The sequence below is a fragment of the Psychromonas sp. B3M02 genome (assembly GCF_003318165.1).
In the GTDB taxonomy this organism is placed as follows: domain Bacteria; phylum Pseudomonadota; class Gammaproteobacteria; order Enterobacterales; family Psychromonadaceae; genus Psychromonas.
The window spans coordinates 19244-35997 of sequence record NZ_QOCB01000144.1; the positions used below are offsets into that span (position 1 = coordinate 19244).

Sequence of the window (16754 nt, forward strand, 5' to 3'; positions counted from 1 at the left end):
GGCGTAGAAAAATCCTGCCCCAAGTGCGGATCTGAAATGGCATTAAGACAAGCCCAAAAAGGTAAGTATGTTGGTAATCAATTTTGGGGATGTACTAATTTTCCAAAATGTAGAAAAGTGATAAACCTATGATTAAAAATGCATTCACTAAGTATATTAAAGCAACTAATATCACTGGAAGCCAAAAAGCAAATTCGTATATTAAAGCGCTTGATATTTTAAGTTTGCTTATTGAACACGAGCCGTTTGGTTTTAATGATTGTAAAGATATTTGGAAGGTAGAATCTATTGAACGCCTGTATCAGCTTTATGTTTTCGTTTTGCAACAGAGTAAAAATAAAGATAATAATTTATGGGTAATTCATAATGTTCCTAAAAGTTATTTAGCTAATGGTTTTTGTTCTGCAGCATTAAAGTCTTTTATGACATTTTTGGTTGAATTCAAGTATGAGAAACGTTTACTGGATAATGTGAACGAAGAAGGTACTCAGATTCCAATTACTTTAAAATACCCAAGTTGTTTACTAGATGGCTTTGAGTATGCCGAAGGGCGTGATGTTGTTAGAGAAGTAAACGTTCGAACTAACCAAAATGTATTTAGAAAAGTAATACTTGATATTTATAATCAATCTTGTTGTATTACGGGTATAAATATACCAGAAGTAAATAGAGCGAGTCATATTGTGCCTTGGGCTGAAGATAAAACAATGCGCTTAGATCCTACTAATGGTCTTTGTTTATCAGCAACCTACGACGCTGCATTTGATAATCATTTAATTAGTTTAGATGATGATTACCGAATAATTATAAGTAAAAATATCAAGGACTATTATACTTCGAACAGTGTAAATGAGTATTTTATTAAAAAACAAGGGATGCAAATAGACTTACCAAATACCTTCAAACCTAATAAGCATTTTTTAGACATTCATCGTAATAGTTGTTGTTTATAAATGAGCTCATTAATATAAATAATTACTAATCAATTATTTATATCAGAAATTATAGTTGTAAGAAATTTTGTTAATAGTTTAAAACTTAGTTATATGACAATTGTGAACTGCAAAGTGCTATAAGATAAAGTACAAGCTTTAGAGCAAAGTAGAAGTGTGACAAAGATATCTAGTATCATTTTAAAGTAAGGCTTTTTTATTAAGATAAAACCTTACTTTATAAAATCGATTCTAAATTAATTTACACTGCTGCTTGTGCGATGTTTTGGATACGGCTTACGATTGAGCGTAAACCATTACCGCGAGTTGGGCTGAGGTGTTTTTCTAGGTCTAAGGCTTGGAAGTAAGCTGAGATATCAAAATCTATAATCTGTTTTGGCGTTTTATGGTCAAATGCGGCTAATACTAAACCAAGTAAGCCACGAACGATGATGGCATCGCTGTCGACGGAGAAAGTCAGTAAATCGCCTTCAGTACCAGGTTGTATCCAAACATTACTTTGACAGCCTTTTACTAGGCGTTCTGTAGTATGCCATTTATCGTCGAAAGCGGGCAGTTGCTTTCCTAAATCGATAATATATTTATATTTATCTTCCCAGTCGTCGAAAAATGTTAAGTCTTCAATGATCTCTTCTGTAGTTGGTAATGACATGGAACCTCTAATATTTATACTTTATAGACAGGGTAAAAAAAATCGCTCTTAACTAGTTTATAAAACAACTACCTAAGTGCGATTTATTATATTGGATTATGTGCATGGGTGAAAGAGCTTAGAAGAAAAGCCCTGATTCTAATTGTGCTTCTTCACTCATCATCTCTCTTGACCAAGGTGGATCGAACAAGAGTTCAACTTTTACATGGTCAACATTGGGTACTTTGGCAACACGATATTCAACGTCGCTGACGAGTACTGGGCCCATACCACAACCGGGTGCGGTTAAGGTCATGTCGATAGAGACGGTTTTGTTACTTTGCTCTACTGACACTTTATAGATTAAGCCTAGAGAGACTAAGCTAATTGGGATCTCTGGGTCGTAGATACCATCTAATGCTTGCCATACCTGATCTTCATCAATCTCGCTTTTACCAAGGTCTTCAAACTCTAAGACTTCAGATTGCTGGCCAATCGCTGATGCATCGGTGCCATCGATGCGCAACATGTTGCCCATCCAAGTCACTGTATAGTTACCACCGAGGCTCTGATTAATGGAGATGAACTCTCCTTCAGGAATGATGGTTGGCTCTCCTGTTGGGACTCTACGCGCTGCACAAGCGCGTTGTGTTACTACCATTTTTTGCATCAGTTAGCTCACATTAAAGCTTTCGCCGCAGCCACATTCAGCTACAACGTTAGGGTTGTTATATTTAACAACTTGATTAATACCTTCGGTAACAAGGTCAATCTCTGTGCCGGCTATCATCATCATTGATTTCGCTGCAACAGCAATATCAAAATCAGAAAATTTGATAATAATATCGTCTTCAGCTGGCTGGTCTTCGATTTCAAGTACATAAGCAAAGCCTGTACAGCCACTTACTTTGGTACTGAGTCGTATGACACTGTCAGGCTTATTGGCCATTTGTGCTGAAAAGTATTTTTCTGCGGCATCAGTTAATAAGATGTTCGCTGTTGGGTCAAATACAGATACGGTCATTAAAACTCCTAAGACAACATTGTTTTTGCTTTGTTGAGTGCAACAAATAAAGCATCAATATCATCGAATGTATTATAAATAGAGAAAGAAGCGCGTGCAGTACCCGGCACGTTAAAGCGCGACATTAAAGGTTGTGCACAAAGGTCGCCCGTTCTGATTGCTATGCCTTGCTGGTCAAGCAAGAAGCCAAGGTCGGCAGGGTGCCCTTGCTCTAGTACGAAACTGAGTACACCGATCTTGTTTTTAGCGTTACCAATGATAGTTAAGCCTTCAAAGGCCTCTGCTTGTTCAGTTGCGTAAGCAAGTAGGGCATTTTCATGGGCTAATACGGCTTCTTGGTCAAGTTCACTAAACCAACGTACTGCTTCACCCATGGCTATTGCGCCACCGACATTGGGTGTACCTGCTTCAAATCGGTAAGGGAGCACGTTCCAAGTGGCATCTTGTAATGTCACTGTCGCGATCATCTCGCCGCCAGTGCGCCATACAGGCCAACTTTCAAGAACGGATGTTTTGCCCCACAGTACACCGATGCCCATCGGGCCGTAGATTTTATGTGCTGAAAATGCATAAAAATCACAACCGATATCTTGTACATCTGCCCAACCATGTGCCGCACCTTGTGCGCCATCAACTAAGACTAAAGCATTCACTTTTTTTGCTTTTTCTGTCATTGATTTAACGGGGTTGATCGTACCAAGCACGTTGGATACATGCGGGAAAGCAACGAATTTTGTGTTGTTATTAAGCAGACTTTCATAGGCCGCTTGATCCAGTTCACCCGCATCGGTAACAGGGACGGTACGCAAAGTTGCACCGGCTTCTTTACAGGCATGTTGCCATGTTACTAAGTTGGCATGGTGATCCATTTCCGTTGCAATCACTTCATCACCTGGTGACAGTAAAGTCCGTAAACCGTTGGCTACAATATTAATACTTTCTGTGGTGCCGGTTGTCCAAATCACTTCTTCACGCTTTGGCGCATTGAGAAACTGCTGGATAAGATCACGTGCATTTTCAAAACCACGTGTTGCTTGATCGGCCAGAAAATGTGCACCACGGTGCACATTTGAATTACTGTTCGAGTAATAATCAACCATCGCATCAATCACACATTGTGGTTTTTGTGTGGTCGCTGCGTTATCTAAATACACCAGTGGCTTTCCATTGACTTGACGCTTTAGAATTGGAAATTGTTCGCGAATAGCTAATACATCAAAACTCATTAAACTCTCACTTAGTTTACTTTCATGGTAGAGAAGCGTGCTCGGATAATTGGACGAATCCATTCTGCGAGTACTTTATTTGGCATTAAATCAATTAATTCATTAATGAAACCAAAGTTTAAGATCACGTTGGCTTGTGCGCGATCGATGCCTCTCGTTTGTAAGTAATACAAAGCTTGTTTATCCACTTCTGCAGACGTTGCACCATGAGCACAACGTACATCATCAGCATAAATTTCTAATTCTGGTTTTGTATTGATTTCAGCTGTTTTAGATACCAGTAAGTTACGGTTATTCAATTCCGCTAATGTTTTTTGCGCATCACGGTGAATATGGATTCTGCCGTTAAAGACTGCTTTAGCACGACCACCGACGATACAACGTACGTTTTCTTCTGTGGTGCCGTTTGGCATCGCATGCTCAACCGTTGCATGCAGATCAAATAGCTCGTTATTATCTAGCAAATAGATTGCATTGAGTTTTGCATCGACAAATTCACCTGAGTGAATGATGTCAGTGTCTAAACGTGATAAATCACTACCAAATGCCACGATAGTGCTGTGCATAGTTGAATGATCTAACATGTTGAAGTGACAACCACCCACAGAGACATTAGTACCGGTTTGTAACGCAAAACGGTAATGCTCTAAGTGTGCTTTTGGTGATACAAAGTATTCAACGAAAGCGGTATTTAGTGTTTCACCTTCAGCTTGAACATCTTCAATCACTGCAAGCTCTGCCCCTTCACCTAGTGTTACTTGAACACGTGTGTGAGATTCAGCACCTTGGCTTAATAGTGAGCTAATACGAACAGGTTGTTCAATTTTTACACCGGCTTCAACATTCACGATCACAACGTCTTGTGCTAATGCATCATTCACTAAACCGAATAAGTGACGATCTGGCTTCACTTCAGAGAAGTCAGCAACTGCTTGCGATTGTTGTGCCGCTGCTAGCTCACTACCTAAGGTTACTGTTAATCCTGTTGGTAATGTGTCGCTTAATTGGCTTTTATCTAATTTGCCATTTTTAAAGACTAATTCAATAGCAGATAAGTCGGCAATGGCTAATGGTGTTAAGTCACTCACTACGTCAAGCTGTGTTGCTTTAGTGCTTTGGATTGCACGCAGTGGGGTGTAACGCCACGCTTCTGTTTTACGAGTCGGCCATTTCGTTGTTGATAACAATTCAAGTGCACGGCTACGTTTGGGATTTAACCAATCGTCAATTTTTTGCCCTCTTGAGATGGCACTTTCTAACCATTCGCTCATCTATTAACCCTCAATTTCTTCGTCTTTGTGAGTTTCTAACCAAGCGTAACCTTGAGATTCTAGCTCTAGTGCTAGTGAAGCGTCACCGCTTTTCACGATTTTACCGTCAGCTAATACGTGAACAAAATCAGGTTTGATGTAATCAAGTAGGCGTTGGTAATGCGTTACTACGATAAAGCTACGGTCAGGAGAACGTTGGCTGTTAACGCCTTCAGCTACCATTTGTAGTGCATCGATATCTAAACCTGAATCGGTTTCATCTAAAATACACAGTCTTGGCTTAAGCAGTAACATTTGCATTAATTCGTTACGTTTCTTTTCACCACCAGAGAAGCCTTCATTCACGCCACGCTTTAAGAACGCAAGCGGTAAGTTAACTTGTTTACAGGCTTCTTTTGCTTGCTTTAGTAGCTCAGAAGAAGTGATCGGCTCTTCACCGTTTGCTTCACGGATAGCATCAACAGACGCTTTTAAGAACTCTAAGTTACTGACACCTGGGATTTCAACAGGGTATTGGAAGGCAAGGAATAGGCCTGCTGCAGCACGCTCTTCAATTTCCATCTCTAGCAAATCTTTCCCGTCGAAGGTGATTGTACCGCTATCTACTTCGTAACCTTCACGTCCAGATAAAACATAACCCATAGTACTTTTACCAGCACCGTTTGGACCCATGATTGCATGAACTTCACCTGGTTTAATATCAAGATCAAAACCTTTGATTATTTGCTTTTCTTCAATGCTTGCGTATACATCTTTAATTGTTAATAAACTTTTGTTGTCTGACATCTTAATAATCCTTAACCTACAGAGCCTTCAAGGCTAATCTCTAATAATTTACTTGCTTCAACGGCAAATTCCATTGGCAGCTCTTTGAATACTTCTTTACAGAAACCATTGACGATCATTGATACTGCTTTTTCAGGATCAAGGCCGCGTTGGCGACATAGGAACATTTGCTCGTCACTTACTTTTGACGTTGTTGCTTCGTGCTCAACAATGGCAGAAGGGTTGCGGCTTTCAATGTATGGGAAAGTATGTGCACCACATTTATCACCGATTAACAGTGAATCACATTCTGTAAAGTTACGTGCGCCATCGGCTGTTGGTGCCATTTTTACTAAACCACGGTAACTGTTATTACTGCGGCCTGCTGAGATACCTTTAGTAATGATTGTTGACTTGGTGTTTTTACCAAGGTGGATCATTTTTGTACCTGTATCGGCTTGTTGTCTGCCACGTGTTAACGCTACTGAGTAGAATTCACCGACACTGTCATCACCTTTCAGGATACAGCTTGGGTATTTCCAAGTAACGGCAGAACCCGTTTCAACTTGTGTCCAAGAGATCTTCGCTTTGGTGTGGCAAATACCACGTTTAGTAACGAAGTTGTAAATACCACCTTTACCGTTCTCATCACCTGGGTACCAGTTTTGAACTGTCGAGTATTTAATTTCTGCATTATCCATCGCGATAAGTTCTACAACCGCGGCGTGTAATTGGTTTTCATCACGCTGAGGTGCTGTACAACCTTCAAGGTAGCTTACGTGACTGCCTTCATCGGCAATGATAAGCGTACGTTCAAACTGACCGGTATTTTGTTCGTTAATACGGAAGTAAGTCGATAGCTCCATTGGGCAACGTGTGCCTTTAGGAATGTAAACGAATGAACCATCAGTAAATACAGCGCAGTTTAATGCTGAGTAGTAGTTATCTTTACGGCCAACCACACTACCAAGATATTTTTTAACCAGCTCAGGGTATTCAACAATTGCTTCAGAAATAGGGCAGAAGATAACACCTGCTTCCTGTAGTTTTTCTCGGAATGTAGTCACTACTGATACAGAGTCAAACACCGCATCAACAGCAATACCCGCAAGCATTTGTTGCTCGATAAGAGGGATACCTAATTTTTCATAGGTACGCAGTAATTCAGGGTCAACCTCGTCTAACGACTTTGGTTTATCTTTCATACTTTTAGGTGCAGAGTAGTAAGAGATAGCTTGAAAATCTACTTTAGGGTAGTCAACTAAAGCCCAGTCAGGCTCTTCCATTTTCAGCCATTCTCTGAATGCACCAAGACGCCATTCCAGCATCCACTCTGGTTCATTTTTCATTTTAGAAATTCGCGTAATAACACTTTCATCTAAACCTGGTTCAAAGGTTTCTGACTCAATATCAGAAATAAAACCAGCTTCATATTCTCTTGCTAGTGCTTCATCTATCTCTACTTGCACTGTCATATAAAACTCACTCTTTGTCGGGGGGAGGATGGTAATAATCGTTTTATCTTTTGCTAACTAACCAATCATTTCGCTAGTTGGGATAGTAAATAATTGACTATCAATTCTTTGTTCAGTTTTATTGTTTTGTTCATCATGTTGACGCATCAAATCACCTAAACTGATCTTACTTAAAAAATCATGTATTTGGTCACTTAAGTCACACCATAAGTAGTGAGTTAAGCAAGTGACACCATTTTTACAATCTGCACTTTTTTTACATCCGGTTGCGTCAATGACTTCATTAACCGCATCCATAATCTGCGCTACAAAAATATCGTCAATTGAACGACCTAATTGATAGCCTCCACCTGGTCCTCTTACACTCTTTACTAAAGAGACACGGCGAAGTTTAGAAAATAACTGCTCAAGATAAGATAATGAGATACCTTGGCGTTCTGAAATATCTGATAATGACACTGGGCCTTGTTCTGGATGTAATGCAAGATCAAGCATTGCAGTTACGGCATAACGGCCTTTTGTTGTTAAACGCATAAGCTATCCAATTCAGTCAATTATTCTTGAGTAGTAATGATACATAAAACCTACTGTTTTAATCAAGTATTTACTTGACTATTTTAGTCGGATATCCAAAAAGTTATTTAGATCATTGCGTTATATATTATTATAGACTGCTGGTAGGTCGCCGATGAGGGTAAATTAACACCATTTAAAAGGTAATTATTATCATTTCACTATCACTTTATTTATTTTAAGTCTGAACACATTGTTTGCGCGGCATTTTAGCGAATTATGAGGGCTTTATAAAGGAATAATCTAAGACTGGAGGTGCAGCCGTATATTAGTGGGAAATAGTGAGTAGGGGGGCTAAATTATTGGAATGGACGTTGAAGATAAAAGCAAAAAAGGTGAATCATTGCTGATCCACCTTTTTATTAGGTTATGTGTGACTTAATAAGTGTATTTACATACGGTAAGTTAAGTTCAAACCTACTGTACGGCTTTGACCTACAGAAGCACGGTAGCCACCGTTAATTAAGTAAACGACATCTTCGTCTGTTAAGTTAGTGATGTAACCACTGATTAATAGGTCGCCAATAGTATAATCAACACTTGTGCCTATGATGGCGTATTCACCTGCTTTGTAGTCTTCTGTGTTATCTAAGTCAGAGTAGTATTCACTGACGTAGGTCACATCCGCACCTAGGGTTAAGTTTTCACCCACGTATTGCGTTAATGCAAGTGATGCATTGAAGTCTGGTGCATTAGATAGTTCGTTACCAGCAAAGCTGTCATCGCTATCTACTTCGGTTTTCAATAAACCAATGGCAGGACGAACTTCTAAGCTATCCGTTAACCAATGTGATAATTCTACTTCTAAGCCCATAGTATGTGATTCATCGACATTAGTGATTTTGTAATCAGAGATACCTTGGTAGTCTTCGTAGTCATTGTAGAAAATCGCGGTATTGATGGTTGTGCTGTTATTAAAGGCTGTTTTAGCACTGAACTCATAAGCAGTCACAGACTCACTTTCGTAAGTGTAAACCTCAGAAGCGCCGTCGTAGTTATAGTAACCAAGACCACCTGAGTTGTAACCTTGACGTACCGATATGCCGAATGTTGTGTCTTCAACAGGGCTGTAAGTGAAGGCTAATTTAGGTAAAAGGTAAGTGTCTTGTATGTCATTATCTACTTCATTAGTTACATAAGTATTAGAGTATTCTCTATGCTGCTTTTCACGTTGAACACGAGCACCAGCAGTTACTGTGAATTGGTCATCAATGTAATAGTTCATTTCACCGAATACACCTAAACGTGTTTCATCGGTTTTACCTTCTGTAGATGCAGTTTCGCTGGACACTGTATTTTCACGGTCAGCGGCCATGATCCCAACGAAACCATCGATTTGTGAATCAGTGGGTGTGAAGGTTAATTGGCTCTCAATTTTAGCGGTTTTATCTTTAAAATTATAAGTTTGTTCACTTGGGTATTGATCAAATATATTTCTTTGACTGTTGTATGATATTAGCGTTTTACTGGTTACTTGACTGTTAATTTTGTAGTTAATTTCAGTAGAAACATTATATACATCAGAGTCTTGAATACGAGTGTTGTAACTGTAGTTCCTGTCTTGGTATTCGTTGTAATTCGTACCGAGTGTGAGCGTTTCGTCTTCATAACCTGTACCACCATCCCAGTTTGCCCAGTTTAAGTAGTTACCATCGGCTTTACGGTAGTTGGTTGTCAATTTGATTGATAGGTCTTCGTTGAATGCTGGTTCCCACAATAACTTACCGCGGAAGTTTAAATTTTGTGAATCTTCAGGATCAACTGGAATACTGTCACCGTCATAAGTAATGTAACTTTGACCATCGGTACCATCGAAGGCAAAACGATAAGCTAACTCATCATTAATTGGACCAGACGCCATTAAGGCAACGTTTTTCATTACGTTACCGTTTTCGTAAATTTCTGCACCACCGCGAATAGCATATTCAGGCGCAAACGTTGGATCGTTAGTTTTAACTGAAACAGCGCCCCCAATTGAGTTTTCACCTTGAGTTGTTGATTGAGGGCCACGCAGTACTTCTACTTGTTGAACATCCCAAACACCTGAACCACTAAAGTTATAGCCAGTAAATGCATCAGAAACGCCATCAACATTGGTATCAACACGCTGACGAGCACCGCTTCGTATTGCATAGAACCCCGTTGCAGCACCACTACCGTTAACACCACGGATATTGACACTACCAAAACCAGAAGTCACAACATTGGGGGCTTTAATGACCACATCATTAACCGTTTTTGCACCCGTATGATCGATATCTTCACCGTGTATAACGGTGACTGCGGTGGTGGTATCTTTGATATCGCGATCCATTTTTTCACCTGTCACAATCATCACTTCTGTGTGTGAAGGTTCTTCTGCCATGACTTGTCCGCTTAACGCGAGCATAATGCCTGCATATACTTTGCAATGCTTCATATTTCCTGATTCCATTTAATGTTGTTTTTATGTTTGTTGTTAATGATATTGATTCGCATTAATGATAAGGTAAATACTTTCAAGTTCACAGCATAATAGGTTATGCAAAATGGCTATTTGGTTATGGAAAAAAATAATATGAAGTTTCAAGGAAAGTTAAAGCAGGCTTTACCTAAAGGTACTTTTATTCGAACAATGGGGGGTTTAAGGCAAAAAACCATCTTTTCTGATAGCCATTCTATTAGCAGTAATCCTACTAATAAGAAACAAAGTTTAGCATTAATAGAGGGGGATCTTATATCTTACCAAGCAGACAATAGCTTTATTCTGCATGGTGGAAAAACCAAAGAGTTAGTTGATTTTCAAGTACTTGCGACCGCTAAAAAATCGCTTTGTATTACCATCTTGTTAGAGGGTAAGTTAGATTTTGGTTATGATGACTTGAACTTTTTATATGATGCGATTGAGCAACCGCGGGCTGTGATCGTAAGCCTAACTCGCTCTGTGAGCTTTCGCCGTACCCTCTATAAAAATAATCAAGTGACTAAGCTTAATCTTATTTTACCGCATGAGTGGATTGCACAACGTATCCTGTCGGACGACAATTTTAGCCAATTAGTCAATCAGCATTTGGCGCACTTTGAGCTTCAAATCAATGCTGAAATAATAGCGTTGACCAGTGACATTATAAAATCAAGCAAGCCAACGTCGCATATTGAACAGATGAATCTTGAATCGTTAACCCAACAATTATTGCTTCAAGTCTTTGTGCAACTAAATGATGCCACTCAGGCTCTTAATCAGTTCGAGTGCGGTCATTCAGCTCATGAATCGTTACAATACGATCCAGTATTGGATAAATTAGTCTCTTATATAGAGGCTAATTTAGATCAGGATATGTCGGTTAGCGATTTAGCTAAATTTTCAGCAATGAGTATCTCTAGTTTGCAGCATAAGTTTAAAAACTCTATGGGAGTCAGTGTATTAAGTTATATTCGTCGTCGTCGTTTAAATATTGCTAAACAATTACTAGAAGCCGGTTCAATATCTATTTCTGAAGCCGCTTACAATGCTGGTTATCGTCATCCTTCCAATTTTACTAGCGCATTTAAAAAAGTGTTTGGCATACCGCCGCAGGATCTCATGCTTAAAACCGATCAGGTTTAGTTATCTAAATGACAAGTTATCTTATTCTTTATTAACATCTCTGTTAAAAATCATAAAGGTTATTAATGAACAACGCATTATCCTTAGACAATCTATTAACACAGTTTCATCTTTCAAGTAATGCCATCGGTTCATCTCGATGGTGGAATAATCTCACTAAAAGTGCAGCAGCTCCCTTTATCAAAGCCCAACAGGATGGCTGCTGCAGGGTGCTATTCATATGGCGTGACCCCGAGGGCGAACAGTATTCATCATTAACAAGTTCAGTTATTTTAAATGTTAATGGACTGACTCATCATAATACTTGGCAACCTAGCTGCTTAGTGCGGTACAAGGAGAGTGATGTCTGGTTTGCTTGCTTAACGATCGATGCTAAGTGGCGTGGTAGTTATTGTTTTATTCCAATTCAACACCATCAATCCCCAGCGCTTACTAAACAGCGCTGCGACGGCAGCAGAGCAGCACAACGTCGTTGGTGGTTAGAAGTGGTCAAACAGCAGCAGGTGGATCCATTAAATTCAGGTTCGTCAATTGCCTCCGGTTGGGGACTGAGTTCGCCATTACATTTACCCAATGCACCAGAAGAATTAGGGTGGAATGAATGGGATCAAGGAACACTTAATAATTTGCCTATCGCTGAAAACATCCTTGTGAATTGGCCTGCTACCGAGCTCAACCGTGAACGACAATGTACTATTTTTTCAACGGCGGCGGGCAGTGCGCCTTTGGTTATTTTATTGGATGGAGAAAAATGGGGGGCCGATACGGGCACCTTATCGGTACTGCAATATTTAACTAATATTAATCAAATTAACGCAGCACATTATTTATTAATTCCATCTATTGATAATAAAACACGTTGGCAGGAGTTAAGCTGTTATCAACCTTTTTGGCAATCGATCACTGAGCTTTTGTTACCGCAAGTGGAAGAGCAGCTATCGCAAAGGGGTCAATCAGTCACAGAATATCTTGTCGCAGGACAAAGTCTAGGTGGGTTATCTGCTGTGTACGCGGGGATATATTTTCGACAGTATTTTAGTAAAGTGATCTCCTTATCTGGTTCATTTTGGTGGCCTGAAATTGAAAGAATGCAAGACCCCGACGCATTTAAAGTCGCCAATCCTGAGTGGGATAAAACAGCACCCAAAAACAGTTTGGCTGACCGGGTATCAAATAGTGAGATTAGTGTGGCTGGCTTAGATATTTATCAGACAGTTGGCAATGCAGAGAAGCAGTTACGTGTTTATAACGACTTACATTATAAAATTTTTAAGGAAAAAGGGGCCAATATAACTTACCAGACAGTGGAGGGGGGCCATGACTGGTTATCATGGCGTTCATCGTTAATGAATGGTTTAGTTACCTTGTTACCCGCATAAGCTTGATTTTATTAATTTAAAATTAATTCGCCGTTTTTCTTCCTCGTGGAATAATGAGCGGCGTATTAGAAACAGGATCAGCTAAAATTAAACAGGATAAACCAAATACTTGTTGGATAATTTCTTCGGTTACAATCTCATTAGGTGCACCTGTAGCAATAACTTGGCCTGACTTTATCATGATTAAATGATCTGCATAACGACATGCATGATTCAAATCATGTAATACCGCAACCAATGTATGCCCTTGAATTTGATTAAGATCTTGGAATAGATCCATTAACTCGATTTGATGTGCAATATCCAAGTAAGTGGTGGGCTCATCTAATAACAGTAGTGATGTTTCCTGTGCTAATGCCATTGCCACCCATACTCGTTGACGTTGCCCGCCTGATAATTGATCCACGTTAAGCTCTGCATAATCTATTACGCCAGTCGCTTGCATCGCTAATTCAACGGCATTTTGGTCTGCTTCAGACCATGGTTGAAACCATTTTTGATGCGGAAATCGGCCCCGTGAGACTAAGTCAATGACCTTAATACCATCGGGAGCGATCGCTGATTGCGGTAATAAACCTAACTTCTTCGCCACCTCACGTGTTGATTGGTGGTGAATATTCTCTCCATTTAATAAAATCTCACCGGATTGCGGGACTAATAAACGGCTTAAAGCGCGTAATAGGGTGGATTTACCGCATCCATTGGGGCCTACAATTACGGTAAATTTACCGTGAGGAATATCAACGGAGAGGTCTTTGGCAATCACGTTTTGTTCGTAGGCTAGGGTGACTGATTGGGTAGATAGCGCCGCTTGTTTTGTCTCTGCTGTATTTACAGCGCTTAGCTGAGAGGATTGTTGTGTCATTATTTACCTTCTCGAATAATTAAATAAACCAGGTATAGGCCACCTAAACTAATGGTGACAAGGCCGACAGGCAAGGTCGCGTTTTGCATACTATGTTGAGCAATAAAATCAGCACTCATAAGTAATAACGCACCGACTAGCGCAGAACCCACTAGGGTAATATGTTTTTGTGGATGTAATCGACGTGCTATTTGTGGAGCCGCTAGTGAAATAAAAGAGATAGGGCCTGTAATTGCTGTGGCAACTGCCGTTAAAGAGACGCCAATTAACATGATGATTAAGCGTGTTTTATTGACTGAGATACCTAGTGCAGCGGCTGTATCATCGCCCATTTCTAACAATTTCATGCGCGTATTAAGCAGGAGTGCTAAGCCCATTAAAGCGACAATTAATAGCGTTGCCGGCATGATCCGTAACCAAGTCATGCCATTAAGTGATCCCGCGCTCCAAAGTGCTGCGGTCATTGCCGTTTCTAATGATACGGTCAGCGATAGCCATTGATTAAAGGCGGTTAAGGTCGCACTGATCGCAATGCCTACGATAATCAGCCTAAAACCTGAATGGCCATCTCGATAAGCAAATAGGTAGACTAAAATAGCGGCGCATAAACCACCTATGATTGCCCCAACAACACTGTACCAGTAGATATTTCCAAAGAGGGCAATGGCGATCAGTACCCCAGTAAATGCACCTACGTTAAAGCCTGTAATGTCGGGACTACCGAGTGGGTTTCTCACTAAGGATTGAAAAACCGCACCACTTATAGCGAGTGCTGCACCAATGATTATTGCAGAGAATAATCTTGAAGCACGCCATTGCCAGACGACTATCGATTGATATTTGTCTGCTTCGCCGCTGATTAATTGCCAAATATCTTGTAGGTTATTGGCAATATCATCACCGATGAACAAGGTAAAATAAACTAAAGTTAATGCGGTAGCTAATACTAAGGTTTTGCTTAGTAGATTTTTTGTCATGGCGCTCATAAACTACTGGCTCCTTTCCGACGTACCAGATAGATAAGAATAGGTGCGCCAATAAAGGCGGTGACGATAGATACTCTTAATTCACCGACGACCAGTAAACGACCAATAATATCGGCAATCAGCAATAAGCACGGAGTGAGGATGAAACTGAATGGGATTATCCAGCGTTGATCTGGGCCGACCATCCAACGTGCAATATGCGGCATCATTAAACTAACAAACCCTATTGGACCGGCTGCGGCGGTGGCTGCACCACATAATAAGGTGATGGTAATTAACCCAATGATCTGAACTCGTATAGGATTACTTCCTAAGGTTGCTGCTAACGCGTCACCTAAACCAAATGCATTTAATGCAGGTGTAATGCTTAAGGCCAATAAACACCCAACAATAACTATCGGCGCAATATACAAGGGCACTGACAAGGTACGAATATCTAAACTGCCTACTGTCCAAAACCGTATTTGATCAAAGGCGAGTGGGTTAAATAAGATTAATGCTGAACTTAGCCCAGCAAACACAGCGCCTAAGGCGATACCTGCTAAGGTTAACTTAAGTGGATCAACTTTACCGGCACTGAGGCTACCAATGGCAAAGATGAGTAAACTGGCGACTAATGAGCCTAGTGCGGCATAAATGAAAAACGCGCTAAACTGCGTTGCGCCTAAAAAGACTACGGCGATGGCAACGGCTAAACTCGCGCCTAAATTGATGCCCAGTATGCCTGGGTCAGCGAGTGGGTTTCTGGTAATTGCTTGAATTAATGCGCCTGACGTACCCAAGGCCATTCCTACAAATAAGCCGTTTAAGGTTCTTGGTAAGCGACCCTCAAAGATGATGGTACTGGTTAACCCCGTTTGATCGGAGAATAGCACCTGATAAATATCATTGATGGATATAGGTTTAGCCCCAATGCATAGGCTAGCAACAATGATTAGAGCTAACAATAGGATGCAAAGGATTAACCACTGATAACGACTCGTTACACTGTTTTGTGTTTGGCCATTAATCATTGTTGTTGCCAAAGAGCGTTTGTAATCGTTTCAATAAATTGCTGGCACTGTAATAATCGAGCCTAAAAGTATCGCTACCCACTGCGTATACTTGTTTGTTCTGAACCGCTGGATTTGATTGTAAAAAAGGATTGTCTAATACTTGTTGTTGTGTCGCTTTTTCAGCTGAAAATAACAGAATGGATTTTCCTGTTACGGCATCTGCGAATCGCTCGCCTTTAGCAATAATAATATCATTGCGAACGCCCATACTGATATCGCCTTTGATCGACTCAGGGACAGTGGCAAGGGTGAAGCCCAAGGTTTCAAGTAAGCGGCCTTGAGCTGATTGGCTTGTCCAAATACTGGCACCACTGTCATCTAGCGTATAGACCATGGCGGTAGTGGGTTGGGCGGGTAAGGTAATATTTTGTTTAGTTTGTTCGACTTGTTGTTGAAATGAATTGATCACTGACTCGGACTGAGTTTCTAATCCAAAGAGGTTTCCGAAGGTTTGTGCTAGTTGGATCCAGCTTTTATCATCGTAACGAATCACCAGTGTTGGCGCGATATCTTTAAGTTGATCGTATAAACGCATTGCGGAATCAGCGCCAGTTGCTGAAATAATGATCACATCGGGTTGCGCTTTGATGATGGCTTCGGCATTGGGCTCACTTTGATATAACGCTTTTACACCACGTTGCTCTGCAATCGTGTCCCATTGACGCATAAATCCTTTTTCTGAAGCGACATTAGTGTTGGGCATCGTTGCTCCTGAAGCCACTATAGGGGCATCTATTGCCAACAAGGTGCCTGATAGGGTAACACTGGTAGAGACAATACGCTTAGGCGGTTCCTCAATAGTCACTAACCCTTGTGAGGTCATGATACTTCTTGGCCAGCCAGAAGGGGATTTTTCTATTTGATCTAGTGCTAATGTTGAATTGGATGTTTGAGAATCATCACAACTTGCTAATACAAGCCCGATGAAAAAAATCAAGAAAGGGCGGACAAGCAATCGGATCATG

The 16754-nt window shown here is 40.5% G+C and carries 17 protein-coding genes; 4 read left to right on the forward strand and 13 right to left on the reverse strand.

The genetic code is table 11. The features are described 5' to 3' along the window. Positions 1 to 36 precede the first annotated feature (36 nt). Together DS885_RS17810 and DS885_RS15900 are read left to right on the forward strand one after the other, a co-directional pair. Positions 37 to 132, forward strand: a complete 96-nt coding sequence (locus tag DS885_RS17810) for a hypothetical protein (RefSeq protein ID WP_258546934.1) — start codon at positions 37 to 39, stop codon at positions 130 to 132. Then, the gene (locus DS885_RS15900; RefSeq protein ID WP_113820389.1) at positions 129 to 953 is read left to right on the forward strand and encodes an HNH endonuclease; all 825 of its coding nucleotides are present in this window, start codon (positions 129 to 131) and stop codon (positions 951 to 953) included. The genes DS885_RS17810 and DS885_RS15900 overlap by 4 nt, the downstream gene beginning before the upstream one ends. Before the next feature lie 241 nt (positions 954 to 1194). Here the strand turns inward: DS885_RS15900 and DS885_RS15905 are convergent, their stop codons facing one another. The 9 genes from DS885_RS15905 to DS885_RS15945 all read right to left on the reverse strand — a co-directional run bounded on the left by DS885_RS15905 (position 1195) and on the right by DS885_RS15945 (position 10337). After that, complete coding sequence (locus DS885_RS15905; protein WP_113820390.1) at positions 1195 to 1605, reverse strand: SufE family protein; 411 nt, start codon at positions 1603 to 1605, stop codon at positions 1195 to 1197. Positions 1606 to 1723: 118 nt separating this feature from the next. Beyond that, positions 1724 to 2257 (reverse strand): putative Fe-S cluster assembly protein SufT, encoded by a 534-nt coding sequence (gene sufT / locus DS885_RS15910; RefSeq protein ID WP_220149724.1) that lies wholly within the window; start codon positions 2255 to 2257, stop codon positions 1724 to 1726. Next, a complete protein-coding gene (locus DS885_RS15915) occupies positions 2258 to 2608 on the reverse strand; it encodes a HesB/IscA family protein (RefSeq protein WP_113820392.1) in 351 nt (116 codons plus the stop codon). It abuts the gene before it with no gap. An 8-nt stretch (positions 2609 to 2616) separates the two neighbouring features. After that, positions 2617 to 3834 carry an aminotransferase class V-fold PLP-dependent enzyme gene (locus DS885_RS15920; protein WP_113820393.1) on the reverse strand — a complete coding sequence of 406 codons (1218 nt, stop codon included), beginning with the start codon at positions 3832 to 3834 and terminating at the stop codon, positions 2617 to 2619. A gap of 11 nt (positions 3835 to 3845) precedes the next feature. Continuing rightward, a complete protein-coding gene (locus DS885_RS15925) occupies positions 3846 to 5105 on the reverse strand; it encodes a SufB/SufD family protein (RefSeq protein ID WP_113820394.1) in 1260 nt (419 codons plus the stop codon). Between the two features lie 3 nt (positions 5106 to 5108). Next, complete coding sequence (gene sufC, locus DS885_RS15930; protein WP_113820395.1) at positions 5109 to 5891, reverse strand: Fe-S cluster assembly ATPase SufC; 783 nt, start codon at positions 5889 to 5891, stop codon at positions 5109 to 5111. 11 nt (positions 5892 to 5902) lie between these two features. Further along, positions 5903 to 7345: a Fe-S cluster assembly protein SufB gene (sufB, locus tag DS885_RS15935; RefSeq protein WP_113820396.1), complete on the reverse strand. Its 1443-nt coding sequence runs from the start codon at positions 7343 to 7345 to the stop codon at positions 5903 to 5905. Positions 7346 to 7402: 57 nt separating this feature from the next. Continuing rightward, positions 7403 to 7879, reverse strand: a complete 477-nt coding sequence (gene iscR / locus DS885_RS15940) for a Fe-S cluster assembly transcriptional regulator IscR (RefSeq protein WP_113820397.1) — start codon at positions 7877 to 7879, stop codon at positions 7403 to 7405. A 430-nt stretch (positions 7880 to 8309) separates the two neighbouring features. Then, the gene (locus DS885_RS15945; RefSeq protein ID WP_181817780.1) at positions 8310 to 10337 is read right to left on the reverse strand and encodes a TonB-dependent receptor; all 2028 of its coding nucleotides are present in this window, start codon (positions 10335 to 10337) and stop codon (positions 8310 to 8312) included. 138 nt (positions 10338 to 10475) lie between these two features. Between DS885_RS15945 and DS885_RS15950 the strand changes: the two genes are divergently transcribed. Next, positions 10476 to 11504 carry a helix-turn-helix domain-containing protein gene (locus DS885_RS15950; RefSeq protein WP_181817781.1) on the forward strand — a complete coding sequence of 343 codons (1029 nt, stop codon included), beginning with the start codon at positions 10476 to 10478 and terminating at the stop codon, positions 11502 to 11504. Positions 11505 to 11569: 65 nt separating this feature from the next. After that, positions 11570 to 12883 (forward strand): enterochelin esterase, encoded by a 1314-nt coding sequence (gene fes, locus DS885_RS15955; protein ID WP_113820400.1) that lies wholly within the window; start codon positions 11570 to 11572, stop codon positions 12881 to 12883. A 22-nt stretch (positions 12884 to 12905) separates the two neighbouring features. On the opposite strand, the gene DS885_RS15960 is transcribed toward fes, so the two are convergent. The 4 genes from DS885_RS15960 to fepB are packed head-to-tail and all read right to left on the reverse strand — an operon-like array spanning position 12906 to position 16753. Next, positions 12906 to 13748, reverse strand: a complete 843-nt coding sequence (locus tag DS885_RS15960) for an ABC transporter ATP-binding protein (protein WP_113820401.1) — start codon at positions 13746 to 13748, stop codon at positions 12906 to 12908. After that, the gene (locus tag DS885_RS15965; RefSeq protein WP_220149723.1) at positions 13748 to 14734 is read right to left on the reverse strand and encodes a FecCD family ABC transporter permease; all 987 of its coding nucleotides are present in this window, start codon (positions 14732 to 14734) and stop codon (positions 13748 to 13750) included. Before DS885_RS15965 ends, DS885_RS15960 begins: the two co-directional genes overlap by 1 nt. Next, entirely contained in the window at positions 14731 to 15747 is a 1017-nt protein-coding gene (locus tag DS885_RS15970; protein WP_113820402.1) for a Fe(3+)-siderophore ABC transporter permease, read from the reverse strand. Before DS885_RS15970 ends, DS885_RS15965 begins: the two co-directional genes overlap by 4 nt. Then, positions 15740 to 16753, reverse strand: a complete 1014-nt coding sequence (gene fepB, locus DS885_RS15975; protein WP_113820403.1) for a Fe2+-enterobactin ABC transporter substrate-binding protein — start codon at positions 16751 to 16753, stop codon at positions 15740 to 15742. The genes DS885_RS15970 and fepB overlap by 8 nt, the downstream gene beginning before the upstream one ends. Between the last annotated feature and the right edge of the window lies 1 nt (position 16754).

Excerpts from the sequence above, each read along its gene's own strand:
- DS885_RS17810 (WP_258546934.1), top strand. The coding sequence starts at position 37 with ATGGCATTAAGACAAGCCCAAAAAGGTAAGTATGTTGGTAATCAATTT.
- DS885_RS15900 (WP_113820389.1), top strand. The coding sequence starts at position 129 with ATGATTAAAAATGCATTCACTAAGTATATTAAAGCAACTAATATCACT.
- DS885_RS15905 (WP_113820390.1), bottom strand. The coding sequence starts at position 1,605 with ATGTCATTACCAACTACAGAAGAGATCATTGAAGACTTAACATTTTTC.
- DS885_RS15915 (WP_113820392.1), bottom strand. The coding sequence starts at position 2,608 with ATGACCGTATCTGTATTTGACCCAACAGCGAACATCTTATTAACTGAT.
- DS885_RS15920 (WP_113820393.1), bottom strand. The coding sequence starts at position 3,834 with ATGAGTTTTGATGTATTAGCTATTCGCGAACAATTTCCAATTCTAAAG.
- DS885_RS15925 (WP_113820394.1), bottom strand. The coding sequence starts at position 5,105 with ATGAGCGAATGGTTAGAAAGTGCCATCTCAAGAGGGCAAAAAATTGAC.
- sufC (WP_113820395.1), bottom strand. The coding sequence starts at position 5,891 with ATGTCAGACAACAAAAGTTTATTAACAATTAAAGATGTATACGCAAGC.
- sufB (WP_113820396.1), bottom strand. The coding sequence starts at position 7,345 with ATGACAGTGCAAGTAGAGATAGATGAAGCACTAGCAAGAGAATATGAA.
- iscR (WP_113820397.1), bottom strand. The coding sequence starts at position 7,879 with ATGCGTTTAACAACAAAAGGCCGTTATGCCGTAACTGCAATGCTTGAT.
- DS885_RS15945 (WP_181817780.1), bottom strand. The coding sequence starts at position 10,337 with ATGAAGCATTGCAAAGTATATGCAGGCATTATGCTCGCGTTAAGCGGA.
- DS885_RS15950 (WP_181817781.1), top strand. The coding sequence starts at position 10,476 with ATGAAGTTTCAAGGAAAGTTAAAGCAGGCTTTACCTAAAGGTACTTTT.
- fes (WP_113820400.1), top strand. The coding sequence starts at position 11,570 with ATGAACAACGCATTATCCTTAGACAATCTATTAACACAGTTTCATCTT.
- DS885_RS15960 (WP_113820401.1), bottom strand. The coding sequence starts at position 13,748 with ATGACACAACAATCCTCTCAGCTAAGCGCTGTAAATACAGCAGAGACA.
- DS885_RS15965 (WP_220149723.1), bottom strand. The coding sequence starts at position 14,734 with ATGAGCGCCATGACAAAAAATCTACTAAGCAAAACCTTAGTATTAGCT.
- DS885_RS15970 (WP_113820402.1), bottom strand. The coding sequence starts at position 15,747 with ATGATTAATGGCCAAACACAAAACAGTGTAACGAGTCGTTATCAGTGG.
- fepB (WP_113820403.1), bottom strand. The coding sequence starts at position 16,753 with ATGATCCGATTGCTTGTCCGCCCTTTCTTGATTTTTTTCATCGGGCTT.